General features: G+C 57.7%; 17 protein-coding genes and 2 pseudogenes. 9 read left to right on the top strand and 10 right to left on the bottom strand.

Annotated features, from left to right (window positions below):
- Nucleotides 1–5: 5 nt before the first annotated feature.
- A pseudogene (locus ACYZT0_RS17080) lies at nt 6–782 on the bottom strand (cache domain-containing protein); the annotation flags it as partial.
- 206 nt (nt 783–988) lie between these two features.
- On the bottom strand, nt 989–2305 hold the full coding sequence (locus tag ACYZT0_RS17085; protein WP_462046588.1) for a Na+/H+ antiporter family protein: 1317 nt from the start codon (nt 2303–2305) through the stop codon (nt 989–991).
- A gap of 1336 nt (nt 2306–3641) precedes the next feature.
- On the opposite strand from ACYZT0_RS17085, the pseudogene ACYZT0_RS17090 reads away from it, so the two are divergent.
- Both ACYZT0_RS17090 and ACYZT0_RS17095 read left to right on the top strand, forming a co-directional pair.
- Nucleotides 3642–3788, top strand: a pseudogene (locus tag ACYZT0_RS17090) (HAMP domain-containing protein); the annotation flags it as partial.
- 102 nt (nt 3789–3890) lie between these two features.
- Nucleotides 3891–4646, top strand: a complete 756-nt coding sequence (locus ACYZT0_RS17095; protein ID WP_462046589.1) for a methyl-accepting chemotaxis protein — start codon at nt 3891–3893, stop codon at nt 4644–4646.
- A 112-nt stretch (nt 4647–4758) separates the two neighbouring features.
- Here the strand turns inward: ACYZT0_RS17095 and ACYZT0_RS17100 are convergent, their stop codons facing one another.
- From ACYZT0_RS17100 to ACYZT0_RS17115, 4 genes are read right to left on the bottom strand one after another with little or no spacing between them, the layout of a single operon-like run.
- The gene (locus tag ACYZT0_RS17100; RefSeq protein ID WP_462042239.1) at nt 4759–6072 is read right to left on the bottom strand and encodes a sensor histidine kinase; all 1314 of its coding nucleotides are present in this window, start codon (nt 6070–6072) and stop codon (nt 4759–4761) included.
- Nucleotides 6069–6737: a response regulator transcription factor gene (locus ACYZT0_RS17105; protein ID WP_462042240.1), complete on the bottom strand. Its 669-nt coding sequence runs from the start codon at nt 6735–6737 to the stop codon at nt 6069–6071. Before ACYZT0_RS17105 ends, ACYZT0_RS17100 begins: the two co-directional genes overlap by 4 nt.
- Before the next feature lie 3 nt (nt 6738–6740).
- Nucleotides 6741–7064, bottom strand: a complete 324-nt coding sequence (locus tag ACYZT0_RS17110) for a PepSY domain-containing protein (protein WP_462042241.1) — start codon at nt 7062–7064, stop codon at nt 6741–6743.
- Nucleotides 7064–7372, bottom strand: a complete 309-nt coding sequence (locus ACYZT0_RS17115; protein WP_462042242.1) for a PepSY domain-containing protein — start codon at nt 7370–7372, stop codon at nt 7064–7066. Before ACYZT0_RS17115 ends, ACYZT0_RS17110 begins: the two co-directional genes overlap by 1 nt.
- A gap of 223 nt (nt 7373–7595) precedes the next feature.
- On the opposite strand from ACYZT0_RS17115, the gene ACYZT0_RS17120 reads away from it, so the two are divergent.
- The 4 genes from ACYZT0_RS17120 (at nt 7596) to codA (ending at nt 11498) form a co-directional block, all read left to right on the top strand.
- Nucleotides 7596–8675, top strand: a complete 1080-nt coding sequence (locus tag ACYZT0_RS17120; RefSeq protein ID WP_462042243.1) for a patatin-like phospholipase family protein — start codon at nt 7596–7598, stop codon at nt 8673–8675.
- 94 nt (nt 8676–8769) lie between these two features.
- Nucleotides 8770–9126, top strand: a complete 357-nt coding sequence (gene queD / locus ACYZT0_RS17125) for a 6-carboxytetrahydropterin synthase QueD (RefSeq protein WP_008152165.1) — start codon at nt 8770–8772, stop codon at nt 9124–9126.
- Nucleotides 9127–9210: 84 nt separating this feature from the next.
- Nucleotides 9211–10041, top strand: coding sequence for an alpha/beta fold hydrolase (locus ACYZT0_RS17130; RefSeq protein WP_462042244.1), 831 nt, complete (start codon nt 9211–9213; stop codon nt 10039–10041).
- Nucleotides 10042–10250: 209 nt separating this feature from the next.
- Complete coding sequence (gene codA / locus ACYZT0_RS17135) at nt 10251–11498, top strand: cytosine deaminase (protein WP_462042245.1); 1248 nt, start codon at nt 10251–10253, stop codon at nt 11496–11498.
- Between the two features lie 48 nt (nt 11499–11546).
- Here codA and ACYZT0_RS17140 read toward each other — a convergent pair whose 3' ends face one another.
- Entirely contained in the window at nt 11547–12539 is a 993-nt protein-coding gene (locus tag ACYZT0_RS17140; RefSeq protein ID WP_462042246.1) for a diaminopimelate epimerase, read from the bottom strand.
- 165 nt (nt 12540–12704) lie between these two features.
- On the opposite strand from ACYZT0_RS17140, the gene ACYZT0_RS17145 reads away from it, so the two are divergent.
- Nucleotides 12705–13856 (top strand): MFS transporter, encoded by a 1152-nt coding sequence (locus tag ACYZT0_RS17145; RefSeq protein ID WP_462042247.1) that lies wholly within the window; start codon nt 12705–12707, stop codon nt 13854–13856.
- A gap of 145 nt (nt 13857–14001) precedes the next feature.
- Here the strand turns inward: ACYZT0_RS17145 and ACYZT0_RS17150 are convergent, their stop codons facing one another.
- Both ACYZT0_RS17150 and ACYZT0_RS17155 read right to left on the bottom strand, forming a co-directional pair.
- Nucleotides 14002–14256, bottom strand: a complete 255-nt coding sequence (locus ACYZT0_RS17150; RefSeq protein ID WP_462042248.1) for a hypothetical protein — start codon at nt 14254–14256, stop codon at nt 14002–14004.
- A gap of 33 nt (nt 14257–14289) precedes the next feature.
- Nucleotides 14290–14676 (bottom strand): DUF6124 family protein, encoded by a 387-nt coding sequence (locus ACYZT0_RS17155; RefSeq protein WP_462042249.1) that lies wholly within the window; start codon nt 14674–14676, stop codon nt 14290–14292.
- 462 nt (nt 14677–15138) lie between these two features.
- On the opposite strand from ACYZT0_RS17155, the gene ACYZT0_RS17160 reads away from it, so the two are divergent.
- Nucleotides 15139–15735 (top strand): helix-turn-helix transcriptional regulator, encoded by a 597-nt coding sequence (locus ACYZT0_RS17160; RefSeq protein ID WP_462046590.1) that lies wholly within the window; start codon nt 15139–15141, stop codon nt 15733–15735.
- Between the two features lie 7 nt (nt 15736–15742).
- Complete coding sequence (locus ACYZT0_RS17165) at nt 15743–16606, top strand: queuosine precursor transporter (protein WP_462042250.1); 864 nt, start codon at nt 15743–15745, stop codon at nt 16604–16606.
- A 52-nt stretch (nt 16607–16658) separates the two neighbouring features.
- On the opposite strand, the gene queC is transcribed toward ACYZT0_RS17165, so the two are convergent.
- Complete coding sequence (gene queC, locus ACYZT0_RS17170) at nt 16659–17348, bottom strand: 7-cyano-7-deazaguanine synthase QueC (RefSeq protein ID WP_462042251.1); 690 nt, start codon at nt 17346–17348, stop codon at nt 16659–16661.
- Nucleotides 17349–17542: the final 194 nt, after the last annotated feature.

Raw genomic sequence — 17542 nt, forward strand, 5'->3', positions numbered from 1 at the left:
TGGCTGGTGATGGTCAGGCGACGAGTCAGGTCGCCCTCGCCCGCCGCGATGTCATCAAGGTTGGCTTTCATCAGGTTCAGTGGACGCAGGATGGTGTTGGCCAGCAGCATCCCGGCGGCGGCGATCACCAACAGCACCACCACGGCAATCCCGACGATGCTCAGCACCACGCCTTGCATGCGCTCCTGAACCTTTGCCTCAACCAGCGCGACTTGCGCTTCGATACCGTCAAGGTTCACCGAAGTACCGACCGCCATGTCCCACTTCGGCAGGTATTCGGTGTAGCCAAGTTTAGGCACCAGCACTTGGGTATTGCCGGGCAGTGGCGAGCTGTATTGCAGGTAGTGGGTGCCGTCCTTGGCAACCTTCACCAGGTCGCGGTTGACGTAGACGCCGTTCGGATCGCGGTTGTCCTTGAAGCTCTGGCCCACGCCTTCCGGGCTGTTGGCCTTGAACAGGCGCACGGTGTTGGAGTCATAGCCGAAGAAGTAGCCGTCCTTGCCGTAAGTGATGCTCGACAGCAGCTTGACCACCTGGGCCCGCGCTGCGTCATCACCGGGGGCGGCCGCATCGTAGAGCGGTTTGATCGTGGTCATGGCCACAGCGACGTAGCTTTGCAGCGTCGCCTTGGCATCACTGAGCAGGCGCTGGCGTGTTTCCTCGACTTCCTTGCGGGCTTGCTCCTGCAGAATGAACAGCGTGGTCAGGCTGATGACCAGCGCAAAGAGCAACACCGGGAGGACGGCAAGGGACAGGACTTTAGCCTTCAGACTCATGCGCATGACGGTTCACTCTTTTGATTCTATTGGCGTGGTTAAAGGCTTTAACGGCACGCGAAACCAAAAGTTGAATGCGCCTGGTTGATCGTTCCCACGCTCTGCGTGGTAATGCCTCCTGTGACGCTCTGCGTCACGCTGTTGGGACGCGGAGCGTCCCGGGCTGCATTCCCACGCAGAGCGTGGGAACGATCAGTCGAGGGGAGATGTGGTTACAAGACCATCGCCGCCACCCAGCCGAACGCCAGCAACGGGATGTTGTAGTGCAGGAAGGTCGGGACCACGGTGTCCCAGATGTGGTGATGCTGGCCGTCGATGTTCAGGCCGGAGGTCGGTCCGAGGGTCGAGTCCGAGGCTGGCGAACCAGCGTCACCCAAAGCGCCAGCAGTGCCGACAATGCAAACGATCGCCAATGGGCTGAAGCCTAGCTGCACACACAACGGCACAAAAATCGCTGCCAGGATCGGTACGGTGGAAAACGACGAACCGATGCCCATGGTCACCAAGAGGCCAACCAGCAACATCAGCAACGCGCCAATGCCTTTGCTGTGGCCGATCCACGAGGCCGAGGCTTCGACCAATGTCTGTACCTGGCCGGTGGCTTTCATCACTTCGGCAAAACCGGACGCGGCGATCATGATGAAGCCGATCATCGCCATCATCTTCATGCCTTCGGTGAACAGGTCATCGGTGTCGCGCCACTTCACCACGCCCGAGACCGAGAAGATCAGGAAACCTGTTAGCGCGCCGATGATCATCGAGTCCAGCAGCAGCTGAATGATGAACGCCACCGCGATGGCCAGACCGGCGACCATCAGGCTCAGCGGGTTGTACTGCACCGCGACCTGTTCGACTTGCTCGATCTTTTCCAGATCGTAGACGCGCTTCTTGCGATAGCTGACAAACGCTGCCGCGAGCCCGACGACCATGCCCAATGCCGGAATACCCATGGCATGGGTGACGTTGATGCCGCTGATGTCCACGCCGCTACGGGCGACGTTGGCCAGCAGGATTTCATTCAGGAAGATGTTGCCGAAGCCCACGGGCAGGAACATGTAAGGCGTAATCAAACCGAACGTCATGACGCAGGCAATCAGTCGACGATCCAGTTGCAGCTTGGTCAGTACATATAACAGTGGCGGTACCAGCAACGGAATAAAGGCGATATGTATCGGCAAGATATTCTGGGACGCGATGGCCACCACCCACAGCAAACCGATCAACAGCCATTTGACCTGGCGGCCACCGCTGGCGTGCTGGCGGTCGACCATCAGCAAGGCTTTGTCTGCCAGGGCATGGGCCAGGCCGGACTTGGCAATGGCCACGGCAAAAGCGCCGAGCAATGCGTAGGACAACGCGACCGTCGCGCCGCCACCGAGGCCGCTGTTGAAGGCTTTCAGTGTCGCGTCGATGCCCAGGCCACCGGTCAAACCACCCACCAGGGCGCCCACGATCAGCGCGATTACTACGTGCACGCGGGACAGGCTGAGGATCAGCATGACGCCGACCGCGGCAATTACAGCATTAATCATCGTTACCTCAAAGCAGACAGAATGAGCCCGGCCGGCAGTCTGCAAAGAGCCGCCAGCGGATTAAAGAGGGGGTTTTATTAGAGGGCGCGCACTTTGAAGGAAGCAGCAGCAAGCTGCAAGCCTCAAGAAAGCCGATTTGCAGCCGTTACAGTGCAAAGTCTCAGATATTTATCGAATAAAGGACGTCTCCATGTCGCTCAGACAACTTTCCATTCAATGGAAAATCACCCTGCTGGCCGGGCTTTGCCTGGCGGCTATCGTGACCCTGCTGGTGGGTCTTTCGCTGTATCGCATGGAGCACAGCTCCGCACTGGTGAAAGCCTCGAGCATGGAGATGCTCACCGAAGCCGCCCAGGCCCGGATCGAATCCCAGGGTGAAAACCAGGCGCTGGGGATTCGCCAGCAGTTCATGGACGCCTATCAATATGGCCACGGCTTTTCGCGTCAGGTGCTGTTCCTGCGCGACCAGGCCGAGAAGCGCTTCCTCGATGCCTTTGACCTGCGTGAAGACCTGACTCGCCAAGTCAAATCGGCCCTGCAAGCCAACCCGGAACTGCTCGGTCTGTCGTTGGTGTTCGAAGCCAATGCGCTGGACGGCAAGGACCCACTGTTCACCGGTCAAGCGGAGCTGGGCAGCAACGACAAGGGTCGTTTCGCCTTGTACTGGTCGCAACCGACACCGGGCAAGGTGACGTCCATGGCGCTGCCCGAAAGCGACATGGCCGACACCCGCACCGGCCCCAGCGGCGAACCGGCCAACGCCTGGTTCACCTGCCCGCGCACGACCCTCAAGCCCTGCGTGATCGAACCCTACTTCTATGTGATCGATGGCCAGAATGTGCTGATGACCAGCATCGTTTTCCCGCTGATGGTCAACGGCAAAGTCATCGCTTCGCTGTCGGTGGACATCAACCTCAACAGCCTGCAAGCCATCAGCCAGGGCGCGAGCAAGAAGCTCTATGACGGCCAGACCAACGTCAGCATCATTAGCCCAGTCGGTTTGCTGGCCGGCTACAGCCCGGACGCCAGCAAGCTCAGCCAGCGCCTGGACACCGTGGACAAAACCAACGGTGCCGAGCTGATCCGCCTGCTCGCCGCCAGCGGCAAGACTGAAAGCCTGCACAATAATCAACAGCTCAAAGTGCTGTCGCCGTTCCAGCCAATTCCCGGTGGCAAGTCCTGGGGCGTGCTGCTCGATGTGCCGGAGAAAGTCCTGGTCGGCCCAGCCGAAGCGTTGAAAAGGCAACTCGATGAGAGCAACACCGCGGGCACTCTGGTCGAACTCGGCCTGGGTGTGCTGGCCGCGTTGATTGGCCTGTTGCTGGTGTGGCTGATGGCCCGCAGCGTGACCAAACCGATCCTGGGTGTGGCACACATGCTCGAAGACATTGCCAGCGGCGAAGGCGATCTGACCCGCCGCCTGGCCTACGACAAGCAGGACGAACTGGGCCAATTGGCCGGCTGGTTCAACCGCTTCCTCGACAAACTGCAACCGATCATCGCCGAGGTCAAACGCTCGGTGCAGGACGCCCGCAGCACGGCGGATCAGTCGTCCGCCATCGCCACGCAGACCAGCGCCGGCATGGAGCAGCAATACCGTCAGGTGGATCAGGTCGCTACCGCTTCCCACGAAATGAGCGCCACTGCTCAAGACGTCGCTCGCAGTGCAGCACAAGCGGCCCAGGCGGCACGGGATGCGGATCAGGCAACCCGTCGCGGCTTGACCGTGATCGACCGCACCACCACCAGCATCGACAACCTCGCCGCCGACATGAGCGCGGCGATGGTTCAAGTCGAAGGCCTGGCGGCCAACAGCGAGAAGATCGGTTCGGTGCTGGAAGTGATTCGCGCCATCGCCGAACAGACCAATCTGCTGGCGCTAAACGCCGCCATCGAGGCGGCGCGTGCCGGTGAAGCCGGACGCGGTTTTGCCGTAGTGGCCGATGAAGTGCGCAACCTGGCACGTCGGACCCAGGAGTCTGTCGAAGAAACCCGTCTGGTGATCGAGCAGTTGCAGAGTGGCACTCAGGACGTGGTTGGCTCGATGAACAACAGCCATCGTCAGGCTCAGGGCAGTGTCGAACAGGTGGGTCAGGCGGTGACGGCGCTGCGGCAGATTGGTGAGGCGGTGACGGTGATCAGCGACATGAACTTGCAGATTGCCAGTGCCGCAGAGGAGCAAAGTGCGGTGGCTGAGGAAATCAACAACAATGTGGCGACCATTCGGGATGTGACGGAGTCGCTGTCGGAGCAGGCCAATGAGTCGGCGCGGGTGAGTCAGTCGCTCAATAGCCTGGCGAATCAGCAGCAGAGTTTGATGGATCAGTTTCGCGTGTAAATGATCGTTCCCACGCTCTGCGTGGGAATGCCGCCAGGGACGCTCCGCGTTCCGCTTCTTGAGGTGACGCAGAGCGTCACGGGATGCATTCCCACGCAGAGCGTGGGAACGATCATCGACGAGGTAATCCGATCACTACCTTCAACCCACCCCACTCACTCGCCTCCAAACTCAAAACCCCGCCCCACGTATCAACGATATCCCGCACGATCCCCAACCCCAACCCATGCCCATCCGTCTGCTCATCAAGCCGAGTTCCCCGGCTGAACACCTGATCGCGCTGGTGTTCGGGAATCCCCGGCCCATCGTCTTCCACGCTTAACTCAAACCCTTCGGCCTTCTCGACCACGCTCAACCGAACTTCGGCGTCCGCCCACTTGCAGGCGTTGTCCAGCAGGTTACCGAGCAGTTCGAGCAAATCCTCACGGTCCCACGGCAGTTGCAAACCGGCCGGTGCACGGTAGCTGAGCTCAAGATGCTCACCGTGGATCATGTTCAACGTCGCCAACAACCCCGGCAATTGCGCATCGCAATCAAATAACGCCCCCGGTAGCGCGTCGCCGGATAACCGTGCGCGATTGAGTTCACGATTGAGTCGTTGCTGGACCTGCTCCAGTTGCGCCTGAATCACCTTGCGCAGTTCCGGATGCGCGTCGAGCTTCTCGCTTGAAGCCAGGCTCAACAACACCGCCAGCGGGGTTTTCAAGGCGTGGCCGAGGTTGCCCAGCGCATTGCGTGAGCGCTTGAGGCTGTCTTCGGTGTGAGCGAGCAAATGGTTGATCTGCGCCACCAGCGGTTCAAGCTCTACCGGCACCTGATCATCGAGTTGCGAGCGCTGGCCCTGCTGCAACTGGGCGATCTGCTCACGAGCCTTTTCAAGTGGGCGCAAGGCGCGGCGCACGGTGATGCGTTGCAGCAGCAGAATCAGCAGCAACCCCGCCAGCCCCAGACCGAGACCCACCTGTTGCATACGCAGGAAGCTCTCGCGTACCGGCGTGTAATCCTGGGCCACGCTGATCGAAATTGATTGGCCGAGCCGTCGATAGTCCGAACGCAGCACCAACAATTGCTGCCCTTCCGGCCCCAATTGCAGGTTGCTGTGCAGGCCGACATGGTCGAGGCGCGGCATGTCCTGATCCCATAGCGAACGGGAGCGCCAATGGCTGTCGGCGAAGTCGATGCGGAAGTAATGCCCGGAAAACGGTCGCTGATAGGCCGGTGACAGGTGCCGCTCATCCAGCTGCAACCCCTGCGGCCCACGCACCAGCGCCACTAGCAAGTTTTCGCTGTCGTCGCGCAGCCCGGCTTCGAGGTAGCGCTGCAAACCCATTTCGAACAGCCACAGGCTGGTCTGCGCCAGCACCAGGCCGACGATCACCATCACGCTGATCAGACCCAGGCTCAAGCGGCGCTGGATCGACCTCACTGGGCTTGCCCTCCGAACAGGTAACCCTGGCCGCGACGAGTTTCGATGACGCTGCGCCCGAGTTTGCGCCGCAGGTGGTTGACGTGGACTTCGAGCACGTTGGAGTCACGCTCGGTTTCACCGTCGTAAAGGTGTTCGGCGAGGTGGCTTTTGGAAAGGATCTGCTCGGGGTGCAGCATGAAATAACGCAGCAGACGGAATTCAGCGGCGGTGAGCTGGATGTCGGCGCCGTCGCGGGCCACGCATTGACGACCTTCGTTCAGATGCAGTCCGGCAGCCTTGAGCGTCGGCTGGTTGGCATGGCCATGGGAGCGGCGCAACAGCGCCTGGACCCGCAAATGCAGCTCTTCGGGGTGGAAGGGCTTGGTCAGGTAATCGTCAGCGCCAGCTTTGAGGCCTTCGATCCGTTCGGCCCAGGAGTCACGGGCGGTGAGGATCAGTACTGGCGTGGCCAGGCCACCGGCCCGCCATTGGGTCAGCACGTCGAGCCCTGGTAAACCCGGCAGACCGAGGTCGAGGATGATCAGATCATAAGGCTCGCTGCTGCCTTGATACACCGCATCGCGACCGTCGGCCAGCCAGTCCACGGCGTACCCCTGCCGATTGAGGCCGGCCATCAATTCGTCGGCCAGCGGCACATGGTCTTCCACCAGAAGCAAACGCATCGATCAATCTTCCTTGTCTTTCAATAACTGGCCAGTGGTGGCGTCGAGGTCCAGTTCGCGGACCACGCCTTCGGTGGTCAGCAGCTCGACTTCATAAACGTAGGCGTCGTGTTTTTCTTCAAGCTCGGCTTCCAGCAATTTGGCCCCGGGATAGCGGCCCAGCGCTTGCTGCAACAGCTGCTCCAGCGGCAGGATCACGCCCTGTTGACGCAGGCGCAGGGCCTCGTCCTGATCCAGGTCGCGGGCCATGACCACCGAGCAAAAAGCCAGAAGCGCCAGCGCCATTCGACCGCTCGCGCACCGCTGTGAAAAAGAAGACACCTTCATTACGTATCCTGATGATCCTTGAGAACCTGCCCGCTGACAGCGTCCAATTCCAGGTCCCACTCAAGGCCCTGTGGGTCGCGCAATTCCACCTGATAGATGTACTTGCCGTACTCTTCTTCCAATTCGGTTGCGGTGAGCTTGGCGCCCGGATGTTTGGCCAGAGCGGTGGCGTTGAGCTTCTCGAAAGACACAATGGTACCAGCGTCGCGCAGTCTCAGGGCTTCGTCGGGGCCGAGGTCGCGAGCGTGGGCGATGCTGGCGGTCATGCCAATGATGGACGCGGTGAACAGGGCAGTCAGGGTTTTCATGGGGTGTTTCCGTATTTTTTTGTGTGTTGCCGACGTAAGCCACCTTAGCGATCTGAACTTAACTGAAACTGAATTGCCATCATTGGCCATGGCTTACGCAATCCCCGTAGGCGCCAGGCTTGCCGGCGAAGGCGTGCTTGAAACCTTCGCCGGCAAGCCTGGCTCCTACAGATCGTATGACACCCGTTTATAATCCGCACGTTCGCCAACTATTGAGACCGGCATGACCGCAATCCACATCAAGTTCCCCTCCCTGACCCTCAAGGCCGGCCCTCGCGCCTTGACGCGCATCCGTGAAAACGGTTTGAGCGCCGCCGATGTCGGCACACTGCCAGGTGCCGCCGGTGGTCCCAAGGCGTTGGGGATTCAAGGTCTGGACCTGGCGTTGTTCGGTGAATGGCTACCGGCGGCGCCCCGGGAACGTTCGCTGATCGGTGCGTCGGTGGGCTCCTGGCGCTTCGCCAGCGCTTGTCTGCCGGATGCCGCCGAAGGCATCCGCCGCCTCGGTCACCTCTACACCGAGCAGAACTTCGCCAAGGGCGTGACCATGGCGCAGGTCAGCCAGAGCTCCCGGCGCATGCTCGATGACCTGCTCGACGGCCGCGACGCCTCGATTCTGGACAACGCTCATTACCGACTGAACATCATGGTGGTCAAAAGCCACGGCCTGTTGGCGGACGATCATCGCGGCCGACTGGCGCTGGGCCTGTCATCGGTGATCGCCGACAACCTGCGCGGTCGCGCGCGGCTGTCGCGGCATTTCGAGCGGCTGATCATTCACGATCCGCGCCGGGCACCGCCGGTCAATGCACTGAACGATTTCCCCTCGCGCTTCGTTGCGCTGGAGACCGGCAACCTGCGCCAGGCCTTGCTCGCCTCGGGCTCGATCCCGATGGTGATGGAAGGCGTGCGTGACCTGCCGGGCGCAGGTATTGGGACATTTCGCGACGGCGGTCTGCTGGACTATCACCTCGACCTGCCCTACAGCGGCAACGACATCGTCCTCTACCCGCATTTCACCGACCGGGTGATTCCCGGCTGGTTCGACAAGACCCTGCCGTGGCGCCGCGCTTGTCCTGCGCGTTTGCAGGATGTCCTGTTGCTGTCACCGTCGAAGGAATACCTGGCGCGCCTGCCCTACGGCAAACTCCCGGACCGAAACGACTTCAAGCGCTTCATGGGCGACGCCCCGAGCCGGCAGAAATACTGGCGCACGACGATGGATGAAAGCCGCAGGCTCGGTGACGAATTCCTCGAACTGGCCGCCAGCGGTCGCCTCGGGGAGCGCTTGCTGACCCTTTAGTCAGTGTTTTCCCGCAATGCCAAACGCAAACTGTTAAACTCGCCGCCTGCCCAAATCGCTGCGGCGATCGCCACCTGACAGAGCTCAAACCACTGTGGAAATCTTCAAAGAATTTACCTTCGAATCCGCCCACCGCCTGCCCCACGTGCCGGAAGGCCACAAGTGCGGCCGCTTGCACGGTCACTCGTTCAAAGTGGCGATTCACCTCAGCGGCGACCTCGATCCGCACACGGGCTGGATCCGCGATTTCTCGGAAATCAAGGCGATCTTCAAGCCGCTCTATGAGCGTCTGGACCACAACTACCTGAACGACATTCCCGGCCTGGAAAACCCGACCAGTGAAGTCCTGGCCAAATTCATCTGGAAAGAATTGAAGCCTCTGCTGCCGGAGCTCAGCGCGATTCGTATCCACGAGACGTGCACCAGTGGCTGCATCTATCACGGCGAGTAAGCCGATAGATCAAAAAAACCACCGAGACCGGTGGTTTTTTTATGCCTATGCTTTTTGGCTAGAACACGCCAAGAGGACACGCGCATGGCTGACTGGCCGCTGGCTCAGACCTACCGCTTCAACGGGCACTCCGTTCGCTACGCCGTACGGGGTGACGGCCCGCCGTTGGTGTTTGTGCATGGCACGCCCTTCTCTTCTTATGTGTGGCACCGGATTGCGCCGCACTTCATCGCCACGCACCGGGTGCATTACTTCGACCTGCTGGGCTATGGGCAATCGGAGAAAATCGAGGGCGATGTGTCGCTGGGTGTGCAAAACGACCTGTTGGCTCACTTGCTGGATCACTGGGGGCTTGGACGACCAGACGTCGTCGCTCACGACTTCGGCGGCGCCACTGCCCTGCGTGCTCACCTGCTGAACGGCAAGGACTACCGCAGCCTGACGTTGATTGATCCTGTGGCGCTGACGCCCTGGGGTTCGCCGTTCGTGCAGCATGTGCGTCAGCATGAGGCGGCGTTCATTGGCCTGCCTGAGTACATTCAGCAGGCGATCGTGCCGGCCTATATTCGCGGGGCGATCAAGCGTGAAATCCCGGACGACGAACTCGCGCCTTACGTACAGCCGTGGCTGGGCGATCCGGGACAAGCGGCGTTCTATCGGCAGATCGCGCAGATGGATGAGCGTTATACCCGTGAGGCCGAAGGGTTGTACCCAACGATTCGCTGCCCGGTGCAGATTCTTTGGGGGGAAGACGATCAGTGGATTCCCATCGAGCGTGGGCGGGAGTTGCATCAGATGATTCCAGGATCACAATTTCACCCCATTCCCAATGCAGGGCATTTGGTACAGGAAGATGCACCGGAAGCGATCGTCGCGGCGCTCCTGAAGTTTTTGCCCCTACAAAAATCCCCCTGAAAAAACCGGATTAAATGTGGGCTTGCTCGCGATATAGGGGTCCGGCCTGGGCGTCTACGCGGTCCGCACCGTCGCCGCGTTCAGCTCGCCATGGACCGCGCCGCTGGCAGGGATCGCCCCTGCCGCGCTAACGTATGTGTTACTGACCGGCGTGCTGGGTGCCCGTACTGCCAACGCACCATTAAAAGATCTATAAAAGGATTCGCCTGATGCACATCATCAACGCCCGCCTGCGCAACCAAGATGGCCTGCATGAGTTGCACCTGGAAAACGGTCTGATCAGCAACATCGCCCGACAGACAGAAGCGCCAACCCTGGGCCCCGATGATCTGGACGCCGGCGGCAACCTGGTGGTGCCACCCTTCGTCGAGCCGCACATCCATCTCGACGCTACGCTCACTGCCGGCGAGCCGCGCTGGAACATGAGTGGCACGCTGTTCGAAGGCATCGAGTGCTGGGGCGAGCGCAAGGTGACGATCACCGAGGAGGACACCAAAACCCGCGCCAAAAAAACCATCCAGACCCTCGCCGCCCATGGTATCCAGCACGTACGCACCCACATTGACGTCACCGACCCGCAGCTCACTGCGCTGAAGGCGATGCTCGAAGTACGCGAGGAAAGCCGTCACCTGATCGATATGCAGATCGTTGCGTTCCCGCAGGAAGGCATCGAGTCGTACCGCAACGGTCGGGCGTTAATGGAAGAAGCGATCCGCATGGGCGCCGATGTGGTCGGCGGGATTCCGCATTTCGAGTACACCCGCGATCAAGGCGTGAGCTCAGTGAAATTCCTGATGGACCTGGCCGAGCGCACCGGTTGCCTGGTGGATGTGCATTGCGATGAAACCGACGATCCGCACTCACGCTTTCTGGAGGTGCTGGCCGAAGAAGCCCGCAGCCGCGATATGGGCTCGCGGGTCACCGCCAGCCACACCACGGCCATGGGCTCTTACGACAACGCTTACTGCGCCAAACTGTTTCGCCTGCTCGGGCATTCGGGGATCAGTTTTGTCTCCTGCCCCACCGAAAGCATTCACCTGCAAGGACGCTTCGACAACTTCCCGAAACGCCGTGGCGTGACCCGAGTGAATGAGTTGCTGGAAGCGGGGATGAACGTGTGTTTCGGCCAGGATTCGATCGTCGACCCGTGGTATCCGCTGGGCAACGGCAATATCTTGCGGGTGCTCGAAGCTGGCCTGCACATCTGCCACATGCTCGGTTACCGCAACCTGCAAAGCGCGCTGGACCTGGTCACCGACAACAGCGCCAAGGCCATGAACCTCGGTGATCGGTATGGACTGGAACGCGGGCGGCCGGCGAATTTGCTGATTCTGTCGGCGGACAGCGATTACGAGGTGGTCCGCAGCCAGGGCCTGCCGCTGTATTCGGTGCGTGATGGCAAGGTGTTGATGAGGCGGCAGATGCCGGTGGTGGAGTTTTTTGGTGATCAACACTGAATTTTGGTTGACTGGGCTGACGCCTATCGCGAGCAGGCAATCGAATGATCAACCCATCAACTGCGCCGCGCCGAACAACCTGACCCGACTCAACTCGCCGTCTTGTTCTTCCAACAAAATCGGCGCGGTGCCGCCGGGCATCACCACTTTCACTTCACCGGCACTGACCCAACCCACCCGCCATGCGGCGCAAGCCACCGCACTGGCACTGGTGCCGGACGAAGCTGTCGGCCCTTCCCCGCGTTCAAACACCCGAGCAGCAATTCGCCCCTCGGACTCAAGCATCGCCCATTGCAGATTGATCCCCGCCGGACACGGGCGCCCTGCCCCGGTCGGCATGGCGTAGGCAATGTGCGTCAACCCTGCGGACAATCCCGCTTCGCGCATCTGCTCATTGGCCGGCAATGCCCCGGCATCGTCCACAAGGGTCACGCAGTGCGGATTGCCGACCCGCACGAACTGGCTGCGAGACCAGGCCGGCTCGAGTGCCGACAGCGGTTGAACGTGGCTGAGCTCGCGACCGTTGAAGGCCACGCCCGCAACGCCTTGCGCGCTGACCGCCCCCGGCCCGAACGCAGGTTTGCCCAGATCCAGCCAGAAACCCTGCACTTCATCGACCTGCGCAGCGCTCACCGATGTTTCACCCGGCGATGGCGTATCGGTCTTGTCGTGATGAACCCTGAGCAGGCACGCCTCGTATTCCGGGAACAGCCCCTGGTCGCTGAGCGCCTGGGAAAAAATCGTCAACCCGTTGCCACTGCGTTCAGCCAAGGTGCCGTCGGTGTTGACGATCAACAGATCGAACGGCGACGCTGATTGAAAGGGCCCCACCAGCATCCCATCGCAGCGATGGCTCTTGCTGCCGGGCAGTTGCGCGCCCGGTGCCCAGGCACAAAAGGCCTCGATAGCCGATAACGCCCATGCCGCACGGGTTTGCGCCGCCAGGCTGGCCTGTTCCGGCAAATCAATCCCTAAGCGACGCACCGCGTCAGGCGCCACTACCGCGTAGAGGTTGCCTCGAGCATCGTAGAACGGCGTCATGGCGCCTCCTGTACAAACATCGAAGGCGACAACATATCGCGAAACCGCAACGGGCTGTGCAAGGATGTCACCCTGCCTGACCGCAAACCCGGGTGGACGCTGATCGAACCCACACCGGTGAGTCACTGTCCCTTGGGTACGCGACGTTTTTTGCCAAGGATCAATATGACCCACCTCAACACCCAAACAGCCTTTGTTCCCGGACGCCTGGAACAGATGTCTACGCGCATCGCCTTTTTCATTGCCGGTTTAGGCATCGCCGCGTGGGCGCCACTGGTGCCCTACGCCAAGGCTCGGGCCGGGCTGGATGAAGGGACGCTCGGTTTGCTGCTGTTGTGCCTGGGGGTGGGGTCGATTCTGGCGATGCCGATGGCGGGGATTCTGGCCACGCGTTTCGGCTGTCGCCGGGTGGTGAGCGCCGGGGTGTTGCTGATCTGTGCGGCCCTGCCGATGTTGGCGACGGTGTCGACGATTCCGGCGTTGATTGCCGCGTTGTTCATGTTCGGCGCGGGCCTTGGCACGGTGGATTCGACGGTGAACCTGCAAGCGGTGATCGTCGAACGGGCCAGCGGCAAGACCATGATGTCGGGCTTTCATGGGCTGTTCAGCCTCGGCGGGATTGTCGGTGCTGCGGGCGTCAGCGCCCTGCTCGGCTTCGGGGTTTCACCGTTAGGGGCAACGCTGGTAGTGATCGTGATGCTGCTGATCGCCCTGTTCAAGGCCGCGCCACACCTATTGCCTTACGGCAGCGAAAGTTCGGGGCCGGCGTTTGCCGTTCCCCACGGCATCGTGCTGTTCATCGGCGGGATGTGTTTCATCGTGTTCCTCGCCGAAGGCGCGGCGCTCGACTGGAGCGCAGTGTTTCTGGCGCAGGAACGGGGAATCGACACAGCGTATGCGGGGCTGGGTTATGCAGCGTTTGCGTTGACCATGACCGTCGGACGCTTGACCGGTGATGTGATCGTGCGTCGTCTCGGCGCCACGCGGGTGATTGTGTTCGGTGGGTTGACGGCTGCGGCGGGCCTGTTTGTCGCGACCTTCGCACCAAGCTGGGAAGCGGCGCTGGTAGGTTATGCATTGTTGGGGGTTGGCTGCTCGAACATTGTGCCGGTGCTGTACACCGCAGTGGGCAAACAGACGGTGATGCCCGAAAGCATCGCCGTGCCGGCCATTACCACACTGGGGTATGCCGGAATTCTTGCGGGGCCTGCGTTGATCGGGTTTATCGCCCATGGCAGCAGTTTGAGTTTTGCCTTTGGGTTGATGGCGGTGTTGCTGGTGGCGGTGGCCATTGGCGGGAAGGTGTTGAAAGTCTGAAAGTGAAAAGATCGCAGCCTCCGGCAGCTCCTTTGGATGGCGTACATCCTGGAGCTGCCGGTGCTGCGATCTTTTGATCTTCAGCCGTCAAGACGGTGCGCCGCCGGCAGCAAATCAGCCGGTAATCGCCAATGGCGCCCTTTTTCTACGTTGAAACGTGCACCTGCAGTCGTCGTCCGACGACATCCATCAAATCACAGCCATCGCGCAGTGACGTCACCAACACCCGCGCCAGCTCACTGTGGACACCCTCGCCAAACGCAAAGCTCTCCAGCAGTTGCGTTGCGGTTCGAATGCGGTAGGCCGCGGTTTCATGCAACACGTCCAGTGGTGCTTCAGTGTCAATCAGCAATGATGGGATGTTGCAGTCGATGCCAGTGATAGGCATGTATCGATCCATGATGAAAAACCTCCATTGGGTAAAGGCACACGATTATTCAGCGTTGGCAGTTGGACGACCTTCAGACGATCCCCGGGGCGGCTCCAGGTTGTCCAGCGCTCGATTGACCAGCAATTCGCCCAGCGCGGACAGTTGCTGAATACCCACAATGACATGGCGACGAGGGCCTTCCAGTTCACGGGCGAGATCGGTGGCCATGACACTGAGGGAGGCGAGGGTTTCAGAGGCGTGACAGAGCAGGGATTCCATGTCGACATCCGGAACGACGGCGAAGAAATACTTGTCAGATTCGGGACGTGGGTGATTGCGCAGGGGCACGCTGACGAGTTGTTCGGTGGCTTTGGCGGGACTGGATGAATCGACGGTGTCGTTGGGGGAATGGTTTGGTGATTCCGCGGATTGGGGGGCGGATTTTTTCATAACATAGTTCCTTGCAAAGTTAAAAATGCAAGTCCCACACTGCCAACCGGGACTAGATTGGCTACTGTACGCGTGTTATCGGAGAGGTAAAAACATTAATAATAAATTCAACTTTGTTAATCAAACAATTGAACACTTGTGCAAAAAAATGAATATAAGTGGTTAATATTTGTGCATCCCCGCGCAATACGGCAGCTACAAAAAACAGACGATAGTGGTCGCTGCAAACTGTGTCACACACAAACTCACGCTTACTTCCTCGTTTCTGTAAGAAAATTCTTTGTTTTACCGGCATGCCCCGCAGCGAAACATCATCTAACGTTTGCCCACCGTGCGTCCGACCTGATTTTGTACATAATTCATGCATAACGGGATGCAGGGCTCCCAAAAATAGTATGACCATGACTACTTTGTTTAGACCGGGAGATTTTTTTGCAGCAACAACCAAATGGTAATTTTTCAATGCACAGAAAAGAAAAAACAGAAAACTTAAAAAACAACATTAAATACTTAATAAAAAGTCGAGGAGAGACGCAGCTATCTTTGTGCAACTCCATTGGTTTAACCAGAACTACGATATACAACATATTGGAGGGAAAGGTTGTAAATGTTCAACAGTCCACAATTCGCAAAATTTCTGATTTCTTCGGCGTCTCATATAAAGAAATAGAGAGCGTAGACTTTGAGAAGAAAGAGATAATAGAAAGTAGTATTTCGCTTCACGGAAACATGAATCCAGCCGCAGTCCCCATAATCAAAGAAAGCTTGCTTATTCAGAATCTGGACAAAAGAATCGGTGAGCTAGCGACGCTTCATCCCTTGACATACTACTTCGGTGCGGCATGCAACTTAATCGGAGTACTTCTTGAAAGTGAAATCAGCGGAGCCAATGAACCTGGAGACCTGTTGATAATAAACAAGGGACTTTTAAATAGCGACAGAGAGAAATTGATGTACAACAAAATCACGAGAAAATTATTTATTATTAGTGGCCACCTTCCTATTTCTGATGTTTTCTGTGTCGTAGGAGAAATAGTAGAGGAAAGATTTAATGGTTAATAATTACGTGATCGAGAACAGCAAATACAAATTATTAGGGTTCGAAAACAATAAGAACCTAGCGATAATAATGATTCTCTCCACTGGTAAAGTCATAAAAATAACGCTGAGCGAGCTATTAAAAAGCGAGATATTGGATAACTTGAACAAGGCAGAAATAAAAAGCGTGTATAGGAAGTTCTATTCTCGTGGCACTGCATTGACCGCATACGAAATAAATGATCGCCACGAAGGGGCGTGGATTATTTTCGTTGTATTAAATCTAATACTTTTTACGCTATACATCTTTACAAATTTTGCAGCAGCGAAGCTGTTTTACTTGGAGCAATTTAACGTCGTTGTTACCCCAGGTGTGTTCCTGTATCCATTAACTTTTCTAATAGTAGATCTATTGAATGAATTTTATGGATTTAGGCTTGTAAGAAAAGCTATTTTGTTTGCATTTGCAAGTAATGCTTTTATATTTGCACTGCTAAGCGCCACTAGCTATCTTCCCGGACTGCCTAGTTGGAAGCTTGATACTTCCTATGGCGAGCTCATTAACCATGTCTCATCCGTATTAGTGGCATCCTCCGTCTCTTTTCTTTTTTCCGAGTACGTAAACTCTTATTTATTATGTAAAATAAAAAAACTTACAAACTCGAGATTTCTCTTTTTGCGAGTATTTTTCAGTACATTCTTTGCAGTGATAATCGACAGCCTACTTTTTTGCTTTATTGCGTTTTATGGATCCATGCAAAACAGCGAAATACTACACATAGCCTATATCCAGATAGCCATAAAAATGTGTTTCGCCGTTTTCAATATCCTACCCGCCTACGGAGCAAGATCACTATTTAAAAGGTATATAGCTGTAGATCAATCCGTATAAAGCCTGGGGGAGTCAGCGTCAATAGCCAACTCCCCCAGCAGCAAATTGACTTTTATAGTGCTAGTTTTATTTTTAGGCTGTTCCAGATCTCCGCTCTGCCCCCCAGAAACTCACTCAATCCCTTTGCACGAAGAGCACACGCATCACAGTCACCACACCCACTTCCCATTATCCCGTTGTAGCAAGTCAATGTATGGTAACGAATCAAATCCAGTTGCTTATGGTAATCAGCCAAAGCCCAAGTCTCTGCCTTATTCAACCGCATAAGCGGCGTCTCGATTCGTACCTTATAGTCCATGCCCAAGTGAATGGCGCTGTTCAACACCTTGACAAACTCATCCCCACAATCAGGGTAGCCAGAGCTCTCTGTTTCACAAACACCTGTGATGACAGCTTCAGCGCCTACTTGATAGGCATAAATAGAAGCCAGGGTTAAAAACAGAATATTTCTGCCAGGCACGAACGTATCAGGCACGCCGTTCCCCGTGCTCCTTGCAATTGGAATGTTGTCACGCGTCAAGCTGCTAATGGCCAGTTCGCTTAACAATGAAGTGTCCAATACTTTGTGTACCTTCACGCCAAGCTGTTTTGAAAGCTGTTGTGCCACCTCGATTTCCGCACGATGGCGCTGGCCATAATCAAACGTGATGCAATGAATTTCATCGTACATCGGCAATGCATGGATCAAGCAGGTGGTTGAGTCTTGTCCGCCGCTGAAAACGATAACGGCCTTTCTGTTCATGGTTCGTTCTTCCTTGGGGGTGCCCGACAGGGTGCCGGGGCCGTTGACCCTACCGGGAAGCTCAAATTCTGGGTGTGGGAGGTTTCCGAAATGACCGTCTCCGATTTCCGTTTTTGTTAGTTTTGTTGACTCCCGAGCGTCAACCGTTAAAGGGAGCGCGTGCGCTTGCGGTTGCAACGCGCCTAACAGGGTTC

The sequence above is a fragment of the Pseudomonas sp. ZS1P83 genome (genome assembly GCF_054897825.1).

Coding starts and splice junctions, on each gene's coding strand:
- ACYZT0_RS17160 (WP_462046590.1), top strand. CDS start 15,139: ATGCACAGAAAAGAAAAAACAGAAAACTTAAAAAACAACATTAAATAC.
- ACYZT0_RS17095 (WP_462046589.1), top strand. CDS start 3,891: ATGGAGCAGCAATACCGTCAGGTGGATCAGGTCGCTACCGCTTCCCAC.
- ACYZT0_RS17155 (WP_462042249.1), bottom strand. CDS start 14,676: ATGAAAAAATCCGCCCCCCAATCCGCGGAATCACCAAACCATTCCCCC.
- ACYZT0_RS17115 (WP_462042242.1), bottom strand. CDS start 7,372: ATGAAAACCCTGACTGCCCTGTTCACCGCGTCCATCATTGGCATGACC.
- ACYZT0_RS17110 (WP_462042241.1), bottom strand. CDS start 7,064: ATGAAGGTGTCTTCTTTTTCACAGCGGTGCGCGAGCGGTCGAATGGCG.
- ACYZT0_RS17150 (WP_462042248.1), bottom strand. CDS start 14,256: ATGGATCGATACATGCCTATCACTGGCATCGACTGCAACATCCCATCA.
- ACYZT0_RS17145 (WP_462042247.1), top strand. CDS start 12,705: ATGACCCACCTCAACACCCAAACAGCCTTTGTTCCCGGACGCCTGGAA.
- ACYZT0_RS17140 (WP_462042246.1), bottom strand. CDS start 12,539: ATGACGCCGTTCTACGATGCTCGAGGCAACCTCTACGCGGTAGTGGCG.
- ACYZT0_RS17105 (WP_462042240.1), bottom strand. CDS start 6,737: ATGCGTTTGCTTCTGGTGGAAGACCATGTGCCGCTGGCCGACGAATTG.
- queC (WP_462042251.1), bottom strand. CDS start 17,348: ATGAACAGAAAGGCCGTTATCGTTTTCAGCGGCGGACAAGACTCAACC.
- ACYZT0_RS17130 (WP_462042244.1), top strand. CDS start 9,211: ATGGCTGACTGGCCGCTGGCTCAGACCTACCGCTTCAACGGGCACTCC.
- codA (WP_462042245.1), top strand. CDS start 10,251: ATGCACATCATCAACGCCCGCCTGCGCAACCAAGATGGCCTGCATGAG.
- ACYZT0_RS17120 (WP_462042243.1), top strand. CDS start 7,596: ATGACCGCAATCCACATCAAGTTCCCCTCCCTGACCCTCAAGGCCGGC.